17 protein-coding genes are annotated in these 19,310 nt (G+C 61.7%); 12 read left to right on the top strand and 5 right to left on the bottom strand.

The window, feature by feature from the left end:
- Positions 1-280 precede the first annotated feature (280 nt).
- From rpmE to AC6H1L_RS04930, 4 genes are all read left to right on the top strand, one after another.
- Positions 281-502 (top strand): 50S ribosomal protein L31, encoded by a 222-nt coding sequence (gene rpmE, locus AC6H1L_RS04945; protein WP_497600428.1) that lies wholly within the window; start codon positions 281-283, stop codon positions 500-502.
- Positions 503-767: 265 nt separating this feature from the next.
- Positions 768-2,114: an MGDG synthase family glycosyltransferase gene (locus tag AC6H1L_RS04940; protein ID WP_497600427.1), complete on the top strand. Its 1,347-nt coding sequence runs from the start codon at positions 768-770 to the stop codon at positions 2,112-2,114.
- Entirely contained in the window at positions 2,111-3,106 is a 996-nt protein-coding gene (locus tag AC6H1L_RS04935) for a DUF1385 domain-containing protein (RefSeq protein WP_497600426.1), read from the top strand. The genes AC6H1L_RS04940 and AC6H1L_RS04935 overlap by 4 nt, the downstream gene beginning before the upstream one ends.
- 170 nt (positions 3,107-3,276) lie before the next feature.
- Positions 3,277-3,999 carry a protein-tyrosine phosphatase family protein gene (locus AC6H1L_RS04930; RefSeq protein ID WP_497600425.1) on the top strand — a complete coding sequence of 241 codons (723 nt, stop codon included), beginning with the start codon at positions 3,277-3,279 and terminating at the stop codon, positions 3,997-3,999.
- Here AC6H1L_RS04930 and AC6H1L_RS04925 read toward each other — a convergent pair.
- On the bottom strand, positions 3,936-4,835 hold the full coding sequence (locus tag AC6H1L_RS04925; protein WP_497600424.1) for a Cof-type HAD-IIB family hydrolase: 900 nt from the start codon (positions 4,833-4,835) through the stop codon (positions 3,936-3,938). The genes AC6H1L_RS04930 and AC6H1L_RS04925 overlap by 64 nt on opposite strands.
- Positions 4,836-5,172: 337 nt before the next feature.
- Here AC6H1L_RS04925 and AC6H1L_RS04920 point away from each other — a divergent pair, with 337 nt between their 5' ends.
- Positions 5,173-6,684, top strand: a complete 1,512-nt coding sequence (locus AC6H1L_RS04920) for an HD domain-containing protein (RefSeq protein ID WP_497600423.1) — start codon at positions 5,173-5,175, stop codon at positions 6,682-6,684.
- A 133-nt stretch (positions 6,685-6,817) separates the two neighbouring features.
- On the opposite strand, the gene AC6H1L_RS04915 is transcribed toward AC6H1L_RS04920, so the two are convergent.
- A complete protein-coding gene (locus AC6H1L_RS04915) occupies positions 6,818-7,852 on the bottom strand; it encodes a tetratricopeptide repeat protein (protein ID WP_497600422.1) in 1,035 nt (344 codons plus the stop codon).
- Positions 7,853-8,609: 757 nt separating this feature from the next.
- Here AC6H1L_RS04915 and AC6H1L_RS04910 point away from each other — a divergent pair.
- The gene (locus tag AC6H1L_RS04910) at positions 8,610-9,914 is read left to right on the top strand and encodes a S1C family serine protease (RefSeq protein WP_497600421.1); all 1,305 of its coding nucleotides are present in this window, start codon (positions 8,610-8,612) and stop codon (positions 9,912-9,914) included.
- Positions 9,915-10,106: 192 nt separating this feature from the next.
- Here AC6H1L_RS04910 and AC6H1L_RS04905 read toward each other — a convergent pair whose 3' ends face one another.
- Positions 10,107-10,889, bottom strand: a complete 783-nt coding sequence (locus AC6H1L_RS04905; RefSeq protein ID WP_497600420.1) for a hypothetical protein — start codon at positions 10,887-10,889, stop codon at positions 10,107-10,109.
- A 413-nt stretch (positions 10,890-11,302) separates the two neighbouring features.
- Between AC6H1L_RS04905 and AC6H1L_RS04900 the strand changes: the two genes are divergently transcribed.
- Positions 11,303-11,977 carry a TlpA family protein disulfide reductase gene (locus tag AC6H1L_RS04900; RefSeq protein ID WP_497600419.1) on the top strand — a complete coding sequence of 225 codons (675 nt, stop codon included), beginning with the start codon at positions 11,303-11,305 and terminating at the stop codon, positions 11,975-11,977.
- Positions 11,978-11,995: 18 nt separating this feature from the next.
- Here AC6H1L_RS04900 and AC6H1L_RS04895 read toward each other — a convergent pair whose 3' ends face one another.
- On the bottom strand, positions 11,996-12,802 hold the full coding sequence (locus AC6H1L_RS04895; protein ID WP_497600418.1) for an anti-sigma factor family protein: 807 nt from the start codon (positions 12,800-12,802) through the stop codon (positions 11,996-11,998).
- Positions 12,803-12,927: 125 nt separating this feature from the next.
- Positions 12,928-13,554 (bottom strand): sigma-70 family RNA polymerase sigma factor, encoded by a 627-nt coding sequence (locus AC6H1L_RS04890; RefSeq protein ID WP_497600417.1) that lies wholly within the window; start codon positions 13,552-13,554, stop codon positions 12,928-12,930.
- 369 nt (positions 13,555-13,923) lie between these two features.
- Here AC6H1L_RS04890 and AC6H1L_RS04885 point away from each other — a divergent pair, with 369 nt between their 5' ends.
- The 5 genes from AC6H1L_RS04885 to AC6H1L_RS04865 are packed head-to-tail and all read left to right on the top strand — an operon-like array spanning position 13,924 to position 19,254.
- On the top strand, positions 13,924-14,925 hold the full coding sequence (locus tag AC6H1L_RS04885; RefSeq protein ID WP_497600416.1) for a sugar phosphate isomerase/epimerase family protein: 1,002 nt from the start codon (positions 13,924-13,926) through the stop codon (positions 14,923-14,925).
- Complete coding sequence (locus tag AC6H1L_RS04880) at positions 14,922-15,764, top strand: transketolase (protein WP_497600415.1); 843 nt, start codon at positions 14,922-14,924, stop codon at positions 15,762-15,764. Before AC6H1L_RS04885 ends, AC6H1L_RS04880 begins: the two co-directional genes overlap by 4 nt.
- Entirely contained in the window at positions 15,761-16,708 is a 948-nt protein-coding gene (locus tag AC6H1L_RS04875) for a transketolase family protein (protein ID WP_497600414.1), read from the top strand. The genes AC6H1L_RS04880 and AC6H1L_RS04875 overlap by 4 nt, the downstream gene beginning before the upstream one ends.
- Positions 16,705-18,204, top strand: coding sequence for an FGGY family carbohydrate kinase (locus tag AC6H1L_RS04870; RefSeq protein WP_497600413.1), 1,500 nt, complete (start codon positions 16,705-16,707; stop codon positions 18,202-18,204). Before AC6H1L_RS04875 ends, AC6H1L_RS04870 begins: the two co-directional genes overlap by 4 nt.
- A gap of 36 nt (positions 18,205-18,240) precedes the next feature.
- Complete coding sequence (locus AC6H1L_RS04865) at positions 18,241-19,254, top strand: sugar-binding transcriptional regulator (RefSeq protein WP_497600412.1); 1,014 nt, start codon at positions 18,241-18,243, stop codon at positions 19,252-19,254.
- The last annotated feature ends 56 nt before the right edge of the window (positions 19,255-19,310 follow it).

Genomic DNA, 19,310 nt, shown 5'->3' with positions numbered 1-19,310 from the left:
AACGTACACATGTCCCCGCAAGCACGTTGCAGGATAACCATCCTGCCGGGGGAAGAAAGAAGAGAGCAAGGGGGGACCCCTTGTGCTCCAGGCGCGGCGCGGAGGCAAGCTAGCAAGGGCTGGTCGCGGTCTCACAGAGGCAAGGCGGGGGCCGCCGCGCCTTGACGTACTCCATTCCTCTCGCTACAATCGTGTCGCTACCAGCTACAAGCCAGCGTACGCGAAACCATCGTGCTCGCCACTCATCCTACTGTGTCAATATGACTAGGGAGTCTGTGTCATGAAGAAGGGCATTCACCCGACCTATGTTGAGGCCACAGTCGTCTGTTCCTGTGGCAATACCTTCCAGACTATGAGCATCAAACCGGTGCTCAAGGTCGACATCTGCTCAAAGTGCCATCCATTCTTCACGGGTCAGCAGCGCATCCTTGATACGGCTGGCCGTGTGGAGCGCTTCCGCAAGCGCTTTAACCTGCAGGAAGAAGAAGCCGCTATCAAGTAAAGGTAAGCGGCAGAAGGGACAGGGGGCCGATCGCCTGCCACCGCTGCGCCGTCTCATCGCTGGTCTAGCCTGGCCAGGCGCAGCCCAAGGCAAGAGCATCGGCCCCGCTGTCTAGCCAGCTATGCACAGCACATAGAGCCTGCTCTATCATGCAAGAGTGGCATGAGTGAGCACAGCTTGCTTGTCTACTCTGGGCTATGCTATACTCGTCCTACCGGCTTCCACCTCGGAGCCGGGCAGTGAACGGAAGGGGGAGCGTGCCCCGGTGAATCAACGCTGTATTGTCTTTCTGATCTCCGACACAGGAGGAGGCCATCGTAGCGCGGCTCTGGCCATGAGCAGCGCCATCCAACTGCTTCAGCAGGCCGAGCCAGGCAATGGAGGCGCTGGACGTCACCAGCACAGTAAACTAGAAGAAACGGCGCGGACTCCAACAGACCAGCAACCAGATGCGAGCAACGGAGCCGCGGCCAGCGCTGGATCTGACGGAGGCGAGACTGATACCAGACTCCGCCTCGAAATCGTGGAAGCCTTTGAAGAGTGCGGCGCCTTTCCCCTGCGCCAATTTGCCAGGCTGTATGGCCCGGCCAGCCGCTACACCCCTGGACTGTACGGGCTTGTCTTTCATCTTTCCAACCATCCCAGGCGCATCGAGGAAATGCAGCAGCTTCTCAGTCCACTGATGCTCAAAGGCCTGGAGCGGCGCCTCAGCGAGCTGCGACCTGACGTCATTGTCTCGGCTCATCCCCTGCTCAACTACGTCACCGTGGCTGCGCTGCGCCGTCTGGCGCGCCCAGTGCCTTTCCTCGTCGTCGTGACCGACCTCATCTCCGCACATCATTCCTGGTTTACCGAAGGGGCCACCGCCTATGTGGTCCCCACCGAAGAGACCAGACAGCTCTACCTGGCACGTGGCCTGGACCCGGAGCGTGTACATCTGCTCGGCATGCCGATTCACCCGCGCTTTACCCTGCCGGTGGCGAGTCGTGAGGAGCTGCGGGCACAGCTTGGACTGGAGCCAGAGCGTCCAGTGGTGCTGCTGGTGGGAGGAGGCGAAGGCAGCGGCGGCCTGCGCACAGCGGTTGAAGCCATCTCGCAGGCGCGACTACCGGTACAGCTTCTGGTTGTCACGGGCCGCAACCGCCACCTCTATGCCCAGCTACAGAAGGAGCAAAAAAAGTGGCAGGTGCCCGCCAAAATCATGGGCTTTGTCACCAACATGCCCGAGCTCATGCATGCCGCCGACGTCATCGTCACCAAAGCTGGCCCGGGCACGATCTGCGAGGCCCTGGCCTGCAACCTCCCCATCATCCTCAGCGGTTACGTGCCTGGTCAAGAGGAAGGCAACGTCACCTTTGTTGAGCGCAATGGGGTAGGCGTCCTCGCGCGCAAGCCTCAGCAACTGGTGAAGGCACTGCAGGAACTACTTGAGCCAGGGTCGACCCTCTTGCAGCAGCGAATTGAGAATGCAAAACGCCTGAGCCGACCCCAGGCGGCCTTCGATATCGCTCGACTCATTCTCAGCTACCTGCCGCCACCGGGCCAGCCGGGCCCCTGGGAAGAGCGGCAGGCCGTAGCCCAGGTTGCCACTGCCAAAGTGAAAGGGAAATGATGGCCAAGCGCTTCACTGCGGGATTTTCCAAATTTTACTACGGCGGACAGGCCGTCATGGAAGGCGTCATGATGCGCGGACGCACCTCGGTGGCGATGGCCGTGCGCCGACCCGATGGCAGCATCTACCTGTATGAGGAGCCGTTGCAGCCGCGGCTCTATCGCAACCCTCTCTTTCGTCTGCCGTTTCTGCGCGGCCTCTTGCTGCTGTGGGAGATGCTGGTCTTGGGAACGCGTATGATGGCACTCTCGGCTAATGTGGCCCTTGGACTGGAGGAGCCGGCAAGATCAGGGGCAGGGGCAGGCGCGGCCTCCGATGAACAGGTTCCGGCGCGGCCCGGCGGGCTGGCCCTGGCTGCTCCCCTTGTAATCTCACTCGGCTTCGCCGTGGCCCTCTTTTTCCTGCTACCGGTCTTTCTGGCGAGCCTGGTGCCGCACCAGATAGGGGGTAGCTGGCTGAACCTCTTCCTTGAGGGACTTATTCGGCTGGCGCTCCTCATCGGCTATCTCCTCCTGATCGGACGGCTGGCCGAGGTCCAGCGCGTCTTTGGCTATCACGGCGCCGAGCATAAGGCGATTAATGCTATGGAACAAGGCGACCCGCTCGATGTGCCTCACGTGCGCGCCGCCTCGCGCGTGCATACGCGCTGCGGCACCGGTTTCCTGCTGCTGGTCGTCGTCGTCTCGATCGTGGTCTTTGCCCTGGTGGGCTTCCCTTCGCTCTGGCTGCGACTCCTCTCGCGCGTGCTGCTCGTGCCCGTTATCGCTGCTCTGGCCTACGAGCTGTTGCGCCTGGGGGCGGCCTGGTACCATCTACCGCCGGTGCGCTTCCTGCTGGCTCCCAGCCTGGCGCTTCAGGGTTTGACGACGCGCGAGCCTGATGATAGCATGATAGAGTGTGCAATTGTGGCCCTGGAGCGCGTTATGCAGCGCGATGCCGCCGAAGAGCGGGCCCAGGCCACTGACTTGCCCCCGCTGGTGACCTCGCGCTAGCCCCTGCCCTCTATCTGGCCCGGTCGATGCCAGGGGGCGTTGGCTGTCGCCGGCGGCTGGGTAACTTGCCGTGTCAGAATGGCTCGCTGGAGTGGAGGGGGGAGGGTTGTTAAATGCAATAAAATGCTAAAAATCAATCAAGGTAAGGGAGCTTCTTTGATTCATAGAGCATGGAGCAAAAGCATACGAGTGAGCAACTGAAACCAAGCAACGCACCGAAGCCGCAATATCTGGGCGATCCTCCCGATGCAGACCCGCCGACGGGCGCGGTCGCGGCACCTGGCGACGCTCCGCGCCTTGAGTTCTCGCGCTTACGTTGGGCCTTGACGGGGATCATTCGAGTGCTTTACCGCCGTTGGACGCGCATTGCTGCCCACCTCTTCCCGGAGAATTCGCCGGGCGAGCGCCTGGCGCGCGCCTTACATATTCCCCTGCCTGATCAGTTGAACCTGAGCTGGATTACGGATCAACTGGCGGTCGGGGGACGTATTCATCCGCAGGACATCAAGGCCCTGGCGCGCCTGGGCGTCACCCATGTGGTCGACACGCGGGCCGAATATGTCGATGATCGCCAGGCTCTGGCTAAAGCGGGCATTGAGCTGCTCCATCTGCCCACTCCTGATACGCAGCCACTCTCGCTGGAGCAACTACTAGAGGGGGCGCGTTGGGTCAATGAGCGCATCCAGCGTGGTGGGCGCGTGCTTGTGCACTGTGAACATGGGGTAGGCCGCAGCGCCCTGCTGGCCTGCGCTGTACTCGTCTATGGGGGTATGCACGCGCGCGATGCCCTGGCGTTGGTGCAGCAGCGACGCTGGCAGGCAGCTCCGAATCACAAGCAGGTGGAGCGCCTGCGCGAGTTCGAATCGCTGGTACGGGCCGCCCGCAGTAAATAGCGCTCGATAGCGTAGGCTACCCCGTCCTCGCTGTTGCTGGTAGTCGTAGCCCGGGCTGCCTGCTTGACTGCGGCGCTGGCCTGGCCCATAGCGACCCCGAAGCCGACCAGGGAGAGCATCGCGATGTCGTTCTCATTGTCACCGATAGCCATCACCTCGGACAGCGGAATGCCTAGCTGTGCTGCCAGGGCGGCCACCGCTGTGGCTTTCGAGCAGCCGGCGCGCAAGAGGGACAGCTCTCCACACTGGTAGTTGCCACGCTCCAGGAGGAGCCAGGAGCAGTCGAGCGCGGCCACGGCGGGCAGCAGCAGGCGCAGCCGCTCCGGGGCCTCCAGGCCTACCAGGCGCAACACAGGCTTGTCCGGCGTCAGCAAGCGCGCGCGTGGCAGTCGACGCAGCTCGGCGGCGTGAACCGTAAAGTAGATCTGTTGCCAGGGTGAATCCAGCTCGGCGGGGCCGGTCCATACCTCCTCATGCAGAGGGTCGCCGAGCGGCTGAATCACCGGCTGCAGACCCTCGGCGAGAAAGAGCGCGATGCCCTGTTGGGCCACCTGGTCTGGCAGCGGATTACTATAGAGGATGCGCCCGCTGGGGTGCTCGACGATCAAGGCTCCGTCGTAGAGGATCAGCGGCGCGCTCAAAGCCAGCTCACGCGCGATGCTGGCCGTGTTCCCATAGCGGCGGGCGGTTGCGAGAGTTACAATGACGCCGGCAGCCCGCGCCGCAGCGATAGCAGCGCGCGTACCCTCTGTAATCTCGCCCCCGGGCGTCAGCAGCGTGCCGTCGATATCGATCACCAGCAGCTTACAGGCCGCTTGAGCTGGTGGCGTGGTCATCAGTGCTTGTTCTCCCTCTTTCCACATAGTCCAGAGACAAACAGAAAAAAGCAGTGAGTAGGCAGGAAAGCGAGGAAAGCGCGACACAAATGAGAAAGCGACGGGAGATAAGTGCCCGTCGCTAGCACAAGCACGCTGTCTGGCTTCCCTGAAAGACATGCCTAATTATAGGCGCCGCTCCAGGTGATTGCAAGCGCAAGAGACATGGCTAGGGCAAGAGTACTGGCTGACTGGTCTGCCGTCCATGATCGCGGCGCCAGGACCGACCGTGTCCGGTCCTGACCTATGGGAAGGCAGACTCTGGCTCTCTGCTCCCAGAAGCTGGTAGAATCGAAGCATGAGCACGAAGGAACAACCAAGGGACGCGCTCGCTACGGGGCCTCGAGGGATGCTGACGGGCAACATCCCGGCTCTGACAGAAGCGGAGGAGGAGGAAACGCCCCAGAGGCCGCAGGTAGTGCAACCGGGGATGTGGCAGCCCTGGCGCGATGGTCGTGGCTTGCCGCTGCTGCCCGATGAAGAACCCGTTAGCACCGTGCGTGACAGCCTCTATGATCTCATCCCTCTAGGTCCGCGCGAAATCAAACTGATCAGCAGCGCTCCCTTTTTACGTTTACAGAAAGTTAAACAGCTAGGATTTGTCTATCGCATCTGGCCGGGAGCCACACATACACGCTATGAGCACAGCTTAGGCTGTTACCATCTAGCTGTGCGCGCTGTGCGGGCACTGCTCCAGCGCGGCAGTAACGGAGGCCTCTACGGCATCTCGGTCAAAAGTGTACAGACGCTGATTGTAGCGGCTCTGCTCCATGATATTGGGCACTATCCATTCTCGCATGTGATTGAGGAGCTGGGCCATCCGATCATAGCCCATGAGCGCGTTGGGCGCGCGATCATTGAGAATAGCGAAATAGCCACCATTCTGGAAGAGGAGTACCAGCTCTCGCCAGAGCGTGTGGCGGACTTTATCGATCCGCCGCCGGGCAAGCGCCTCCCCGAGGACGACGAGCTGCTGCGCAGTCTACTCAGCGGGGCCCTGGACGTTGATAAGCTGGATTATCTGCCGCGAGATGCACGGGCCTGCAACGTGCCCTACGGTGGCGTCGATGTAGCGCGCCTGCAAGGGGCGCTACGCATTCATCCCAATGTCCAGGGCCAGCGGCGCATCGTCGTGACGCACAAGGGGATTAGTCCGCTACATTCGCTACTGCATGCGCGCCAGGAGATGTTTGACAATATTTACTGGCACCATACGAACCGGGCCTTTCAGGTGATGTTGATGCGCGCCGTACAAGAGGCGTTGCTGGCGGGAGCACTGAGCGCCGAGCGGCTGACCGGCCTGGATGATGCTTCGCTGCTCACGCTGCTGGCTGAGCCGCAGATGCCCCCAGCCGCGCGGGCGCTGACAGAGGCGCTGGAGTTGCGTCGCCCCTATAAGGATGCTCTGGAGATCAGCCGTCCAGCAGGCCAACTCTTTCAGCGGCTCGATGCGCTCTACTGGGATGCCCAGCGTCGGCGACGTGTTGAGCAGGCCTTAGCCGCAGAGCTAGGGCGAGCGCTGGAGACCGAGATCGCCGACTACGAGGTCTTGATCGACATTCCGCGCCCGGTCAATTGGGAGATGGACGTCTGGGTCTGGTTTGCCAACCCGCCGGTGGGCATGGACGACCTGGTGACCTGGGTCCAGGCGACCGGTCTGCAGCCGGACGATTTGGCGCGCTACGAACTACATCAGCGGCGTATTCGCGTGCTCGTACCCGAGCGCCTGCGCGCGCCGCTGCGTGCCCATCGTCAGGATCTGCTGCTCCCCCTCCTGCAGCGGCTATTGGAGATGCAGTCGGGAGGATAGCGTAGCGCGCGGGTGCCTCCCGTCCTGCCTGGGCCAGAGTGGCCATACAGAACATAAGGGATGGAAAGAGACAGCGTCTCTATCTCTTTCCGGGTGCTTCCATGAGCCTGACCAGGAAGGACCCTGGCCTGCCTCAGCGCAAGCGACGCTCCTTGTGCTGATACATGAGACGGACGGCTTTTTCATGGATACGCTGGGCTGGGCGATAGTCAGGGGCCAGTTGTAAGGCGTGGCTGGCGACACGGGCAGCCTCACGGTAGCGGCCCAGGCGATAGAGGTTATCGGCCTTGATCGTCCAGAAGCGCACATTGTGAGGGTCCAGCTCCAGCACGCGCTCAATAGCTTCAACGGCCTCCTCGAAGCGTCCCAGGCTGCGCAGAGCACGCATATGCATCTCCCAGGCTACCAGACTGCCAGGGGTCAGGCGCGTCAGCTGACTGGTCACCTCAAATAGCTCCTCCATTTCGCCCAGCGCGCGCAGAGCCTGAGCCAGCAGCAGGAGCGAGAGCGGGTCATTCGGAGCTAGCTGCAGGGCGCGATGCATGAGTTCGCGCACTTCCTGGGGACGGGCCAGGCGGCGCAGCAGCTCACCTTTCATCTGAAGGGCAAAGAGATAGTCGGGATCGCGCGCCAGGCTCTGGTTAAACGCTTCCAGGGCTTCGGAGAGGCGATTGAGATTCAGCAGGGCTGTGCCTTTGTTGGCCCAGGCGCGGGCGTCGCTGGGATCAAGCTCTAGAGCACGCTCAGCACTGCGCAGGGCCTCGGGAAAGCGCTGCTGGAGAATCTGCAGACCGCTACGGTTGAGCCAGGCAAGAGCCAGATGGTGATCAAGCAGCAGCGCTTGATCGTTGGCGATCGTAGCCTCAGAGAGTCGTTCTAGCTTTTGCAAGGCGCGTGCCTTGCAGGCGAAAGCCAGGGCGGAATGTGGCTGGACCTCCAGCGCCTGTTCGCTGACAGCAAGCATCTGCTCGTAGGCGCCGCTGCCATCCAGGGCAAGGGCAAGCCCGGTAAGGGCCTCTTCATTCTCGGGATCAAGCGCCAGCCCTTGCCGAAAGCTGTTGGCGGCAGCCTGCCAGTCCCGGCGCTGGAGCTGCTCTCTGCCCTGGCGACAGAGGTCCTCTACGGTTAACTGCGTTTGTTGCTCTCGGGGTGTTTGCTTCTCTGCCATTCCTTTTCTGCCTCAAAGGCTGCTTGGTCTCTGTCCTGCAAGCAGAGTGCACAGCCTCGCTATCTGTAGATGCCCATTATCTCATGAGAGGGCAGACCCGGGCAAGGGGTCTTAGCCGCGCTGGCTCGTATCCAGGGTCCTGTAGAGGCCTCTGGTGGTTCCCTCCTCTCCTCGCGAATGCTCTTCCCAGCTAACAATTGTACCATCTGAAGAAAACACATGAAGCGTGTGGGTATGACGGGCGGAACGCGTGGAGCAAGCAGGTCTATCCCTCAATGCAACGCTAGCCGCGAGCGGCCTTCTAGCGCTAAGCGTGACAGACCTCATAAATGACGACTTGTTCGAGGGCATGCCTGTCAGACGCCTCTGCTCGCGTCTTGCGAGGAAGCCCGGCGTGAGCAGAGGCGCCATTATGCTCTCATAGAGGTAAAACAGTATAAAAAGAGGTAGGAAGAACGCCCTTGCACCGCCTTCTTTTACCCTTTCTTTACAGATCTCTAAGGAATCTCTGACGATCTCCCGCTATAGTACAGGCAGGAAAACAAATGCACGAACCCGGTAGTGATCGGCCTTATCCCGATTGTGTACGCAGAGGCAGCATCGTCCGGGACCGCCGTGCTGACGGTCTCGCGTGGAGCGCGGAGGAGAGGCTCCGCGTCTGCCTTGCCTCCCCACTGTCTCACCCGGGGTCCTTCTCTTAGTAGTAGTATTATAGAAAGCAGTGTCGGGAGAGAGTATCGACGGAGGTTGCAGGCTCATGTATAATCCGCACGCAGAAGACGAAACGGGGATGACAGATCCTCACGATCAGCAAACAGTGGCCTATCAGTATCATCCGAGTGAAACCGCAGCGGGGACAGGAGGGCCAGGAGGACCAGGCGACCCAGCACTGCCCATGAGTGGCCCATATTATGGAGCAGGTGGCCCGGTCATGCCGCCTGCTCCTCCAAGGCGAGGCTCGACCCTGCGCGCAGTAGTCATTACCCTGATCCTGGCCGTGCTCTTTGGAGGGCTAATGTTCGCCGCAGGCTGGCAGTTCGGCAATGCAAACGGCGTCTCGTCGGCGACCCTGCAGACTGGCAGCAGCAGCAGCAACACGACCACTAAGGTCGTAACGACCGATGAACAGGCGCGCGAGGCTGCGATTGCCAAAGTACAGCCCGCTGTGGTCCAGATCAACGTCTCGACGGCCTCTGGTGCCTCGGGCATCGGCTCTGGAGTTATTATCGACAAGCGCGGCTACATTGTGACCAACTACCACGTTGTCGAGAACGCCCAGCAGATTGAGGTCGTGATGGCCGATGGCACCCATCTGACCGCTCAAGTAGCTGGCACTGACCCCGCCGACGATCTGGCGGTGGTCAAGATCAATCCGCCCAGCAATATCACGGTGGCCACACTGGGCGACTCCTCGAAGCTGCAGGTTGGGCAAGAGGTGCTGGCCATTGGGAACCCCCTGGGCGAGACGCAGACAGTGACCCACGGCATCATCAGCGCCCTGGGCCGCACGGTCTCGGAAGAAGGGCAGGGAACAGCCGTGATTGCCAATGCCATTCAGACCGACGCGCCGATCAACCCTGGCAATAGCGGCGGCGCGCTTGTCGATCTCTCGGGCAACGTAATTGGTATCCCGACGGTGGCCGCTATTGACCCAGAGTTCAATACGCCGGCCAACGGCGTTGGCTTTGCCATCCCTTCGAACCGCGTGCGTTTCATCGCCCAGCAGATTATCGCTACTGGCCAGGTCACGCATACAGGCCGGGCTGCCCTGGGCGTGCGCGTGGCCTCGGTGACGCCGCAACTGGCAGCTCAGGATAATCTGCCGGTCGACTATGGCTCCCTGATCGTCTCGGTGACGGCCAATGGTCCGGCGGCCCGCGCGGGCCTGCGGGCCGGTGATATCATCGTGGCCATCGATGGTCAGAAGGTGACCGATAACCAGACCCTCAGCGATATTCTGGTCAACAAGAGTCCTGGCCAAACCGCCAGGGTGACAGTCTATCGGGGCAATCAGCAGCTAACAGTGACGGTGACGCTTGGTGAGCTACAGGCGGGGAGCTAAACTCAGCTCAGCGCAGTGGAGCAGGCAGGCGCCAGCATAAAAAGCAAGCAGGCCTGTTGTGCGGCAGAACCTTCCCGCGCCATCTGCAACAAGGAGCGAGTGGGAGGAGGTGACTGAGTCCCTGACCATTCTCCCCATCCCACTCGCTCCTGTCTGCGTCTTCGCGGAAGAAGAGCTGACGGCTCGCGCCAGCTAGGATGAAGCCGGCTGCTGGCTGGAGGAAGCAGCGCCGGTTGCCGCTGGCATCGCTGGCGCTGGCTGCGGCGCGCGCCGTCCGGTGAGGAGAACACCGCAGAAAAAGACGATCCAACCCAGAGCCATGAAAAGCCAGAACGTGCTTTCCAGCCCCATGAAGCGCGCAAAGGTACCAGCGGCGGCATTGAGCAGCTCACCGAGCAGGATCAGAATGTTGCCCCAAAAGATATTGCTGGTCTGCAGACCGCGGATCGACGGCTGACGACGCAACAGCTTCCAGAGTGAGTAAAGCAGGACGCCGACCACGGCCACTACGCCGACGGTGTTAAGTACAATGATGGTGATGACGCCAGCCCCGAGCTGGAGAACGCCACGGCCTGAGCTGCCAACAACGTGGCTGAGGGCTTGCTGATCCACTCCCGCTGTGGCAATCGAGACAATGGCCAGCAAACTCACCAGGGAGAGCGCAATCAGGCAGACCAGAGTTACACGTCGGCTGCTGACCAGGGCAATGCTGCCCAGCCCGAGCCAGGCCGAAGTGAGAGCGGCGCCAAGAATATAGTAGATGCGGAAAAGCACAGTGCCCAGTGCGCTCGTCGGCTGCGCAGGAATCATGAGCACGTAGGCCAGTGTGGCGACAAAGGCCATGCCCAGCGCCAGCGACCAGTAGAGCTGATGGGGACGGTGCCGCTGCAGATATTGCATCAGCACAACGCCAGCAAAGGCGGCGGTAACAATGACATTGACAATGGCAAAGCTGACCAGTAGAACTGTCTCCATAAAGAGCCTCCCGCAGGCAGTGCCCCACTCAAAGCGGTGAATCCTGCAAAAGCTTGATCGGATCGTGTAGATTATACAAAAACCTATGCAAACTTGCACTGCCTGCCGCCCTGCCCAGGCCTGCGTTTGTCGCTTGCCGACCTCTCGTGAGCGGACTGTGATCCTCGTCAGGTCTTGGCGAGCCCTTTCCCTCCTATGACTGGCTGGTTGGCGAGCTTGCTCGCCTCTGGCATAGCTGATCTTCCCCGACTCTTCCATAGAGGGAGGGGCAATCGTTTCTGTAGCAGTCAGTGAAAGGGAGAGAGCGGCGCGCGAGGCTTGCATGTGTGCTGCGGCCCGGCCTATAGTATGGGGTAGACGAAATGGTAGATTCTCCCGAGCGGAGCGCACCCTATCCCTCCAAGGTTGCATACATGGCACAGAAACGCGGAGTTATCAGCAAAGAGAGAACAGAGAGACAACTTGCGCGAGAACAGCGGCGTGAATTCGAAGAAGAGCTGGCCGCTCACTACGAGCAAGAGGTAGGCAAGCCGCGCGATCGACGGCGGCTCATCTTCATTGGCGTCCTGGTGCTGGTAGCCTTACTGGCCGGAGGTTACATTGTCCTGACACTGCTGCCTGCGCCAGCGACGGCCCCGACCCCAGGCATTGCCGTTGGGCAGCCGGCCCCGGACTTCACCCTGCCCGTTTACGGCGGGCGCGGTGGCCCAACCGTCAATCTCAAAGCCCTGCGTGGCCACCCGGTCGTCATCAACTTCTGGTCGGAATCCTGTGATCCCTGCCGACGTGAAGTACCCCTCTTGCAGCGCACCTATGAGCAATATGGCGCACAAGGCGCCTTTGTCCTGCTCGGTATCAACCAGGCTGATCCCAAAGAAGACATCGCCAGCTTTGGCCGCGCCTTCAAGGTCACCTATCCCCTGCTCTTCGACGCCGGCGGCAGCGTCAACGCTGCTTATCATGTCACAGCCATACCAACCACCTACTTTATCGATCGTCAGGGCATCGTACGCGCCGTCGCCATTACCGAGCTTAATGAGCAGACCCTCCGTCAGGGCCTGGCCGACATCGGGGTCAAGCTGCCCTAAGTGGGCACCGGCTGCCCGCTAAGGCGAAGAGCGGGCGCGTCGCGTCATCAGCAAGCTAGCAAGGCTCACAGCAAACAAGAGACCACCCAGCAACAGACGCATCTCAGGGGTGGCCAGATCGAAAGAGAAAGCGGAACCAGGGGAGGTCGGTCTGAGCTGGTGAGCTTGCTGAGCCGGCGGAGTGCCAGCCGAACCAGCGGGACTCGTCAGGCTCGGCTGGGGACCCGTGTGGCCCGCTGCTACCTGGGGAGAGCGATCAGCACCTTGCGGCTGCTCTGTAGCAGCGATAATTGTGGGCGTAGCGGCATGGGGGGCCATCTCCATCGGCCTCTGCGCTGCTGGGCTGATGCTCGTTGAGGAATTGCCGCGCAGCGCTGGTAACAGCCCTGATAGGAGTAGCGCTAGAGCGATGACCGCCGCCAGAGCGCTTATCACCTGCACAGCGCGGCGCACATGCTGGCGCCTCGCGCGTGCGCCCGCTGTAGGCTGTGGCGGGCGTCTCCGAGCCGGGGGAGCCGAGGAGACCAGGGGGGTGGTCGGCGCTTCCGCTGCTGACGCTTTCTCAGACTCAACCGGCCTTGATCTTTCTGGCGGGTAGGAGGCGCTGAGCAGCTCTGGTGTCAGCGTAAAAGTGCGCGGCGGCGTGGCGCGCGGCAGCGCACGCAGCAAATCGCGCGTCAGGCCCAAGCTTGCCAGCTCTGAGCGGCATGACGGGCAATGTGGTACATGGGAGGCGCAGAAAGCATGCTCTTCAGAAGAGAGCGCCCCATCCAGATAAGCGGAAAGCTGCTCCAGCGTTGGATGCTCCTGATGATCCTGTACCACGACTCACTCACTCCAGTACCAGAAAGAGATTGCCCCTTGGCGAGCCGTCTAGGCCGCATGAGCGCTGACTCCCTCGCCTCCTTGGCCGCCCAGTCAAAGCCAGCGGCGGGGGAGGGCGACACCTCTTAGGGAGAACGAAACTGGCGTGGCAAAAGTTCCTGATAGCGAGCCAGATAAGCGCGCAAGCGAGCGCGGCCTCGGGCAATCCGTGAGCGGACCGTCCCGAGCGACGTACTCATAACGGTGGCGATCTCCTCGTATGAGAGGCCCTCAATATCGCACAGTATCACTGCTAGACGCTGCTCAGGGGGCAACGCCGCCAGGCCGCGCTGCAGCAGCTCCTGTAGCTCTTGATAAAGCAAGTGCTGCTCTGGGTTGGCCTCTGGATCTGACGTAATCAGCTGTGCCAGCGTCGCGGAAGACTGAGGGTCATCCTCATCGCTGGCCGCCTCTAACGACTCGCTGAAATAACGGCGCTGGCGCCGCCAGTGATCATAGACCAGGTTCGAGGCGATACGTAGCAGCCAGGGGCGGAAAGCTGTACTGCCGCGGAACGTAGACAGATGACGAAAAGCCGAGAGAAAGGTGTCCTGCGTAATGTCAGCAGCCAGCTCAGGATCGCCCAGCATACGCAAAACCAGATTATAAACACTGGCCTGGTAGCGCAGAACCAGCTCATTAAAGGCGTCCAGGTCACCGCTCTGGCTACGAGCGAGCAGTTTCGCCTCATCATCGTCAGGCCGTGTGTGCATCAAACCGCCTCTCCTCCTGGTCTGATCGTCCTCAGTGTAGCACAAAACCAGCTCTGCGACTATGCCCCGGCAGCACCCTGGCCGGAGAGGCCCTCTATTGCCAGCCGCTGCCTTGCCTGCTGGCCCCCTGCCGCGCGACCGCTGAGCCGGCCCGGCCGACACCTCGCCTCTCAAGCCCTTCCCGACGCAGCGAGACAGACAGGCTGTTCCCACTCTTCAGGGCAAGACGCGCCAGCGATGAAAGACGAAGCGGGCACAAATTCCCAGCCCTGACCTCTTGACAGAGTGCCCCTGTCCCGGTACACTTATCACTGTGATGAATATTTTTTCAGTGTTGAATAATTATTCAGAGGCGAGGAGAGAGACGACATGAGCAACGGCCTCCGATTTGGTGCGGGTATCTGGCTCTTTGGCCAGTTTATCGACCGCTATGCCACCAATGCCTACGGGCCGCCGGTCAGCACCCTAGAAGCTATCGAGAGAGCCGGGCGTGTTGGCGAGCTAGTCGGGCTTGACATCAACTATCCCTTCCCCGAAGAAGACCTCAGCCCGGAGCAAGTCAAAGAAGCGCTGGAGCGCAACGGCCTCCGAGCCATTGCCGTCACCCCAGTCATCTACGACCAGCGTTTCGCGCGCGGCAGCTTTACCCATCCTGATCCAGCGGTGCGGCAGCAGGCCATCGACCTTGGCAAGCGAGCCACCGATGTCGCCCGTGTGCTTGGAGCGGACTACGTCAAATTCTGGCCAGGGCAAGACGGCTACGACTACCCCTTCCAGGCCGACCACCTGCAGCTCTGGGACTTCACCGTTAACGGCATTCGGGCAGTGGCCGAAGCCAACCCTGACATGCAATACGCCATCGAATATAAAGCCAAAGAGCCGCGCGTCCATCTCGTGCTCAGCTCCTCGGCGCGCACCCTGCTCGCCATTCAAGAGATGGGGGTCAACAACGTCGGCATCGTCATGGACCTGGGCCACTCGCTTTTCGCGAAAGAGACGCCAGCCGAAGCACTCCAGTTGATCGCACGTCATGGCAAACTGACAAGCATAGAAGTCAACGATAACTGGCGTGAATGGGACGACGACCTTGCCGTGGCCTCCATTCACGTCATTGAAACACTCGAATTCCTGCAAGCCGTCGAGCGCATTGGCTGGCAGCGTCCCATCCTACTAGACCAATTCCCATTCCGCGAAGACCCAGTAGAAGCGGCGCGCGTCAGCATCAAGCGCATCCGGGCGCTTGACCGGGTGCGCCAGCGGCTCAACCTGGAGGCCCTCAAGCAAGCCCAGGAGCGGCAAGATGCCCTACAGGCGCAGCAGCTTGTCTTTGCGGCCCTGTTGGGACTGGACGGAGGCGAAGAGCAAGCATGACCCAGGAGCGTGAGGACCAGCTTACGGCCCTGCGCAAGAAAGCCAACCTCTTGCGTCAGCGAGACCTTGTGATGATCCAGAGGGCTGGCATGGGGCATATTGGCGGCGACTTCTCCGCGCTTGACATCCTGGTCACGCTCTACTTTGCGGTCCTGCGCGTTGACCCGCGGCGTCCCGATGCCCCTGATCGCGATCGCTTTATTCTCAGCAAAGGGCATTGTGCCGGGGCTCTCTACAACACCATTGCCGAAGCTGGCTTCTTCCCGACGAGCGAGCTAGAGACCTTCATGAAGCCGCTCTCGCGCCTTAACGGTCATCCTGACCGCACCAAAGTTCCAGGGGTCGAGGCCAGCACCGGCCCTCTGGGCCACGGTCTCTCGATCGGTGTCGGGGCGGCGCTGGCGGCCAGGCTCGACGGTGCCCCCTGGCGCACCTACGTGCTCACAGGCGATGGCGAGCTGCAGGAGGGCAGCAACTGGGAGGCAGCTATGGCCGCAGCTCACTACGGGCTAGACAACCTGACCGTCATCGTCGACCGCAACCGGCTCCAGCAAGGAGCGCCGACCGAAGAGACTATTCGCCTGGAGCCGCTGGCCGACAAATGGCGTGCCTTCGGCTGGGCAGTGCGCGAAGTCGATGGACATGACTACGCGGCTCTCCTGGAAGCGCTGCAGGGAGAGAATTGGGAGCCTGGGCGTCCGCGCTGCCTGATTGCCTATACACATAAAGGTCAGGGGGTTTCCTTCATGTGCGACAATGTTGACTGGCACCATCGAGTACCGACGCCCGAAGAAGCTGAGCGGGCCTTGCGGGAGCTACAGGAGGCGGTGCGAGGATGAGCCAGCTCTACGATTGTCGCGATGCCTTTGCCCAGGCCCTGGAAGAGGCGGCGCGCAACGATCCGCGCATCGTCGTCGTGATCAACGACTCCCTTGGCTCCAGCAAGCTCAAAGGCTTCAAGGCGGCCTTTCCACAGCGGCTGGTCAACGTCGGCATTGCTGAGCAGAACATGGTTGGGGTCGCTGCCGGCCTGGCGAACGGCGGCAAGATACCCTTTGTTAGCGGGGCTTCACCCTTCCTGACCGCGCGCGCCCTCGAACAGATCAAAGTGGATCTGGCCTATTCCCAGGCCAACGTGAAGCTGTGCGGCATGAGCAGCGGCCTGGCTTACGGCGAGCTGGGACCAACCCATCACTCGATCGAGGATCTGGCCTGGACGCGCGCCATTGCCAATCTCACGGTGATCGTGCCGGCGGACCCACTGGAGACCGCTCAGGCCATCCATGAAGCTGCGCGGGTCCCGGGTCCGTTCTTCCTGCGCATCAGTCGCATGCCGGTGCCGCAAGTGCATGCCGCCGACTATCGCTTTCGCATCGGTAAGGCGAGCTGGCTGCGCCAAGGCAGCGATGTCGCTCTCATTGCTACTGGCGTAATGGTGGCCCGCGCCCTGGAGGCTGCAACACTGCTGGCGAACGACGGCATCGAGGCGGCGGTGATCAACATGGCCACCATTCGCCCGCTCGATCGCGAGACAGTGATCGAGGCAGCGCGCAGCACTGGCGCCATTGTCACCGTCGAAGAGCATACCATCTACGGAGGGCTTGGGGGAGCGGTCGCCGAGGTGGTCGTAACCACCTATCCTGTACCGATGCGCATTCTGGGCGTGCCCGGCGTCTTCGCGCCCACCGGCTCGCCCGAGTATCTCTTAGAGCATTTCGGTCTAACGCCGGCTGGCATTCGGGCCGCGGCGTTAGAGCTTCTCAAAGCGAGAGCACAGCCATGAAGCAGACGGCAATCCTGGCCATTGATCAGGGAACGACCAACACCAAGGCCCTGCTGGTCGACAGCGCAGGGCAGGTGCTCGCGCGGGCCAGCCGTCCGGTGCAGCGTCGCTATCCGCGCCCAGCCTGGGTCGAACAGGACCCGCTAGAGCTATGGCAGAGCGTTGTAGAGGCCAGCGCTGCCTGTCTGGAGCAGGGCGGTTCGGACATAGAGCCGGTGGCCGTAGCCATCAGCAATCAGCGCGAATCGGTGCTGCTCTGGGAGCGTAGCAGCGGGAAGCCGCTTGGTCCCTGCGTGAGCTGGCAATGCCAGCGCTCGCGCCAGCTCTGCCAGGCCCTACAAGAGCGCGGCCTTGAGCCGCTGATCCGTGAGCGCAGCGGCCTGACCATTGACCCCATGTTCTCGGGGACAAAAATCCGCTGGTTGCTGGAAGAACAGCATCTACTGGAGCGAGCTGAGGCCGGTGAGCTTTGTGCTGGGACAATTGACAGCTGGCTCTGCTGGCAGCTCAGCGGCGGGGCAGCCCACGTCTGCGACATGACCAACGCCTCCCGCACGCAGCTATTCAACCTGCAGCGGCGCTGCTGGGACGACGAATTACTGCGCCTGCTGGGAGTGCCGGCGGCTCTCTTGCCGCAAGTCCAGCCGTCGGCAGCCATTCACGCCCGCACAGTTGCCTGTGGCGCCCTACCAGCGGGCCTGCCCATCGCGGCCCTCATCGGCGACTCACACGCTGCCCTCTTTGGCCAGGCCGGCTTTCTGCCGGGGTCCGTCAAAGCTACCTACGGTACCGGCTCATCGCTCATGACCCCGGTGCCGGAGCCACGTCTCTCGCAGAGTGGCCTATCAACAACCATTGCCTGGGCCATTGGCGAGCGCGTCACCTACGCGCTCGAAGGCAATATTTACGTCACCGGAGCCGCTGTCGAATGGCTGGGGCGCTTCCTTGGCCTTGACGATCCTGTGACCGGACTGGCGGCCCTGGCGGCCAGTGTACCTGATAGTGGAGGCCTCTACTTCGTGCCGGCCCTCAGTGGTTTAGGGGCGCCCTACTGGGATAAAGAGGCGCGCGGTCTCATCTGCGGCCTGACACAGGCCAGCACCCTGCCGCAGCTAGCCCGTGCCACCATCGAGGCCATTGCCTATCAAGTGCGTGCCGTCTTTGACGCCATGCAAGCGGAAGCGGGCGTCGAACTCCAGGTTCTCTTAGCCGATGGTGGTGCCACGCGCAACGATTTGCTGATGCAATTTCAGGCCGACATCATTGGCAAGCCGGTGCTGCGTTGTGAATCGGCAGATGTGTCGGCGCTGGGAGCCGCCTACCTGGCTGGTCTGGCGGTGGGCCTATGGGCGAGCGAGGAAGAGATCGCCGCCCTACCGCGTCCCCGTCAGCGCTTCATGCCGGCCTTAGCGGCAGAGGAACGCGAGGCCTATTATGCCGGCTGGCAGGAGGCGGTCGCGCGCGCCAGGCTACACCGATCCGCGGGGCGCCGGTAAGAAGGATCGAGGTCCGGCGTAAGGAGTAACGCGCATATGGCACGCATTGACGATCTGCGCCTGATGGCCAAGGTTGCCAGCCTTTATTATGAGCGTGGCCTCTCGCAGGTAGAGATTGCTGAGCGCTTGCAGCTCTCGCAATCCAACGTCTCGCGCCTGCTCAAACGGGCCCAGCAAGAGCAGATTGTACGCATTACGGTGAGCATGCCGCGCGGTGTCTATACCGATCTGGAGAATCAGCTAGAGGCCCTCTACGGACTCAAAGAGGCTGTTGTCGCAGATTGTCCAGAAGACGCTAATAACGACCAGATCTTGCAAGCCATTGGAGGAGCGGCGGCTTTCTGGCTAGAGTCCAAGATCACCCCGGGAGAGATCGTCGGAATCTCCTCCTGGAGCGCCTCGCTGCTGGCGATGGTCGACGCCATGCACCCACTGGCGCAGCCCTCGCGGGCCAAAGTGGTCCAGATCCTGGGAGGCATTGGCAACCCGGCGGCGGAAGTTCACGCGACCCAGCTCACGCGCCGTCTGGCCGAGCTCCTGCACGGAGAAGCGGTCTTCCTGCCGGCGCCAGGCGTCGTCAGCTCACCGGAGGCCCGCCAGATCTTCTTTGAAGATCCGTTTGTGCGCGAGGCCTACCAGCTTTTCGACAGCGTCACCGTGGCACTGGTTGGCATCGGCGCGGTTGAACCCTCGGCATTGCTGGCCAGCAGCGGCAATATCTTCTCTCTCGAAGAACTACACATGCTGCGCGAGCATGGAGCCGTCGGCGACATAGTGCTACGCTTCTTCGATGCCCAGGGGCGTCCGGTAGTGACGCCGCTCGACGAACGCGTCATCGGTATGCGCCTGGAGCAACTGCAGCGCGTCAAATACGCGGTTGGCGTGGCTGGGGGCGAGCGCAAACATGCGGCTATTCGAGGGGCCCTTGAGGGGCGCTGGATTAACGTCCTGATCACCGATCACCTCACGGCGCGCTGGCTGGTGGAGCAAAAACAAACTCAGGTAACGGCCCCCGAGGGTGGCGGAGACGCTACCACTGCCGCGCGCTAAGCCAGAGGACAAACGACCTGCCGTGCGTGCAGGCAAGCAAAGCCAACAATGACCGA

The sequence above is a fragment of the Thermogemmatispora argillosa genome (assembly GCF_059696725.1).
Note: the sequence above shows the minus strand (reverse complement) of the source record. Positions and strands in the feature narration are given on the sequence as shown.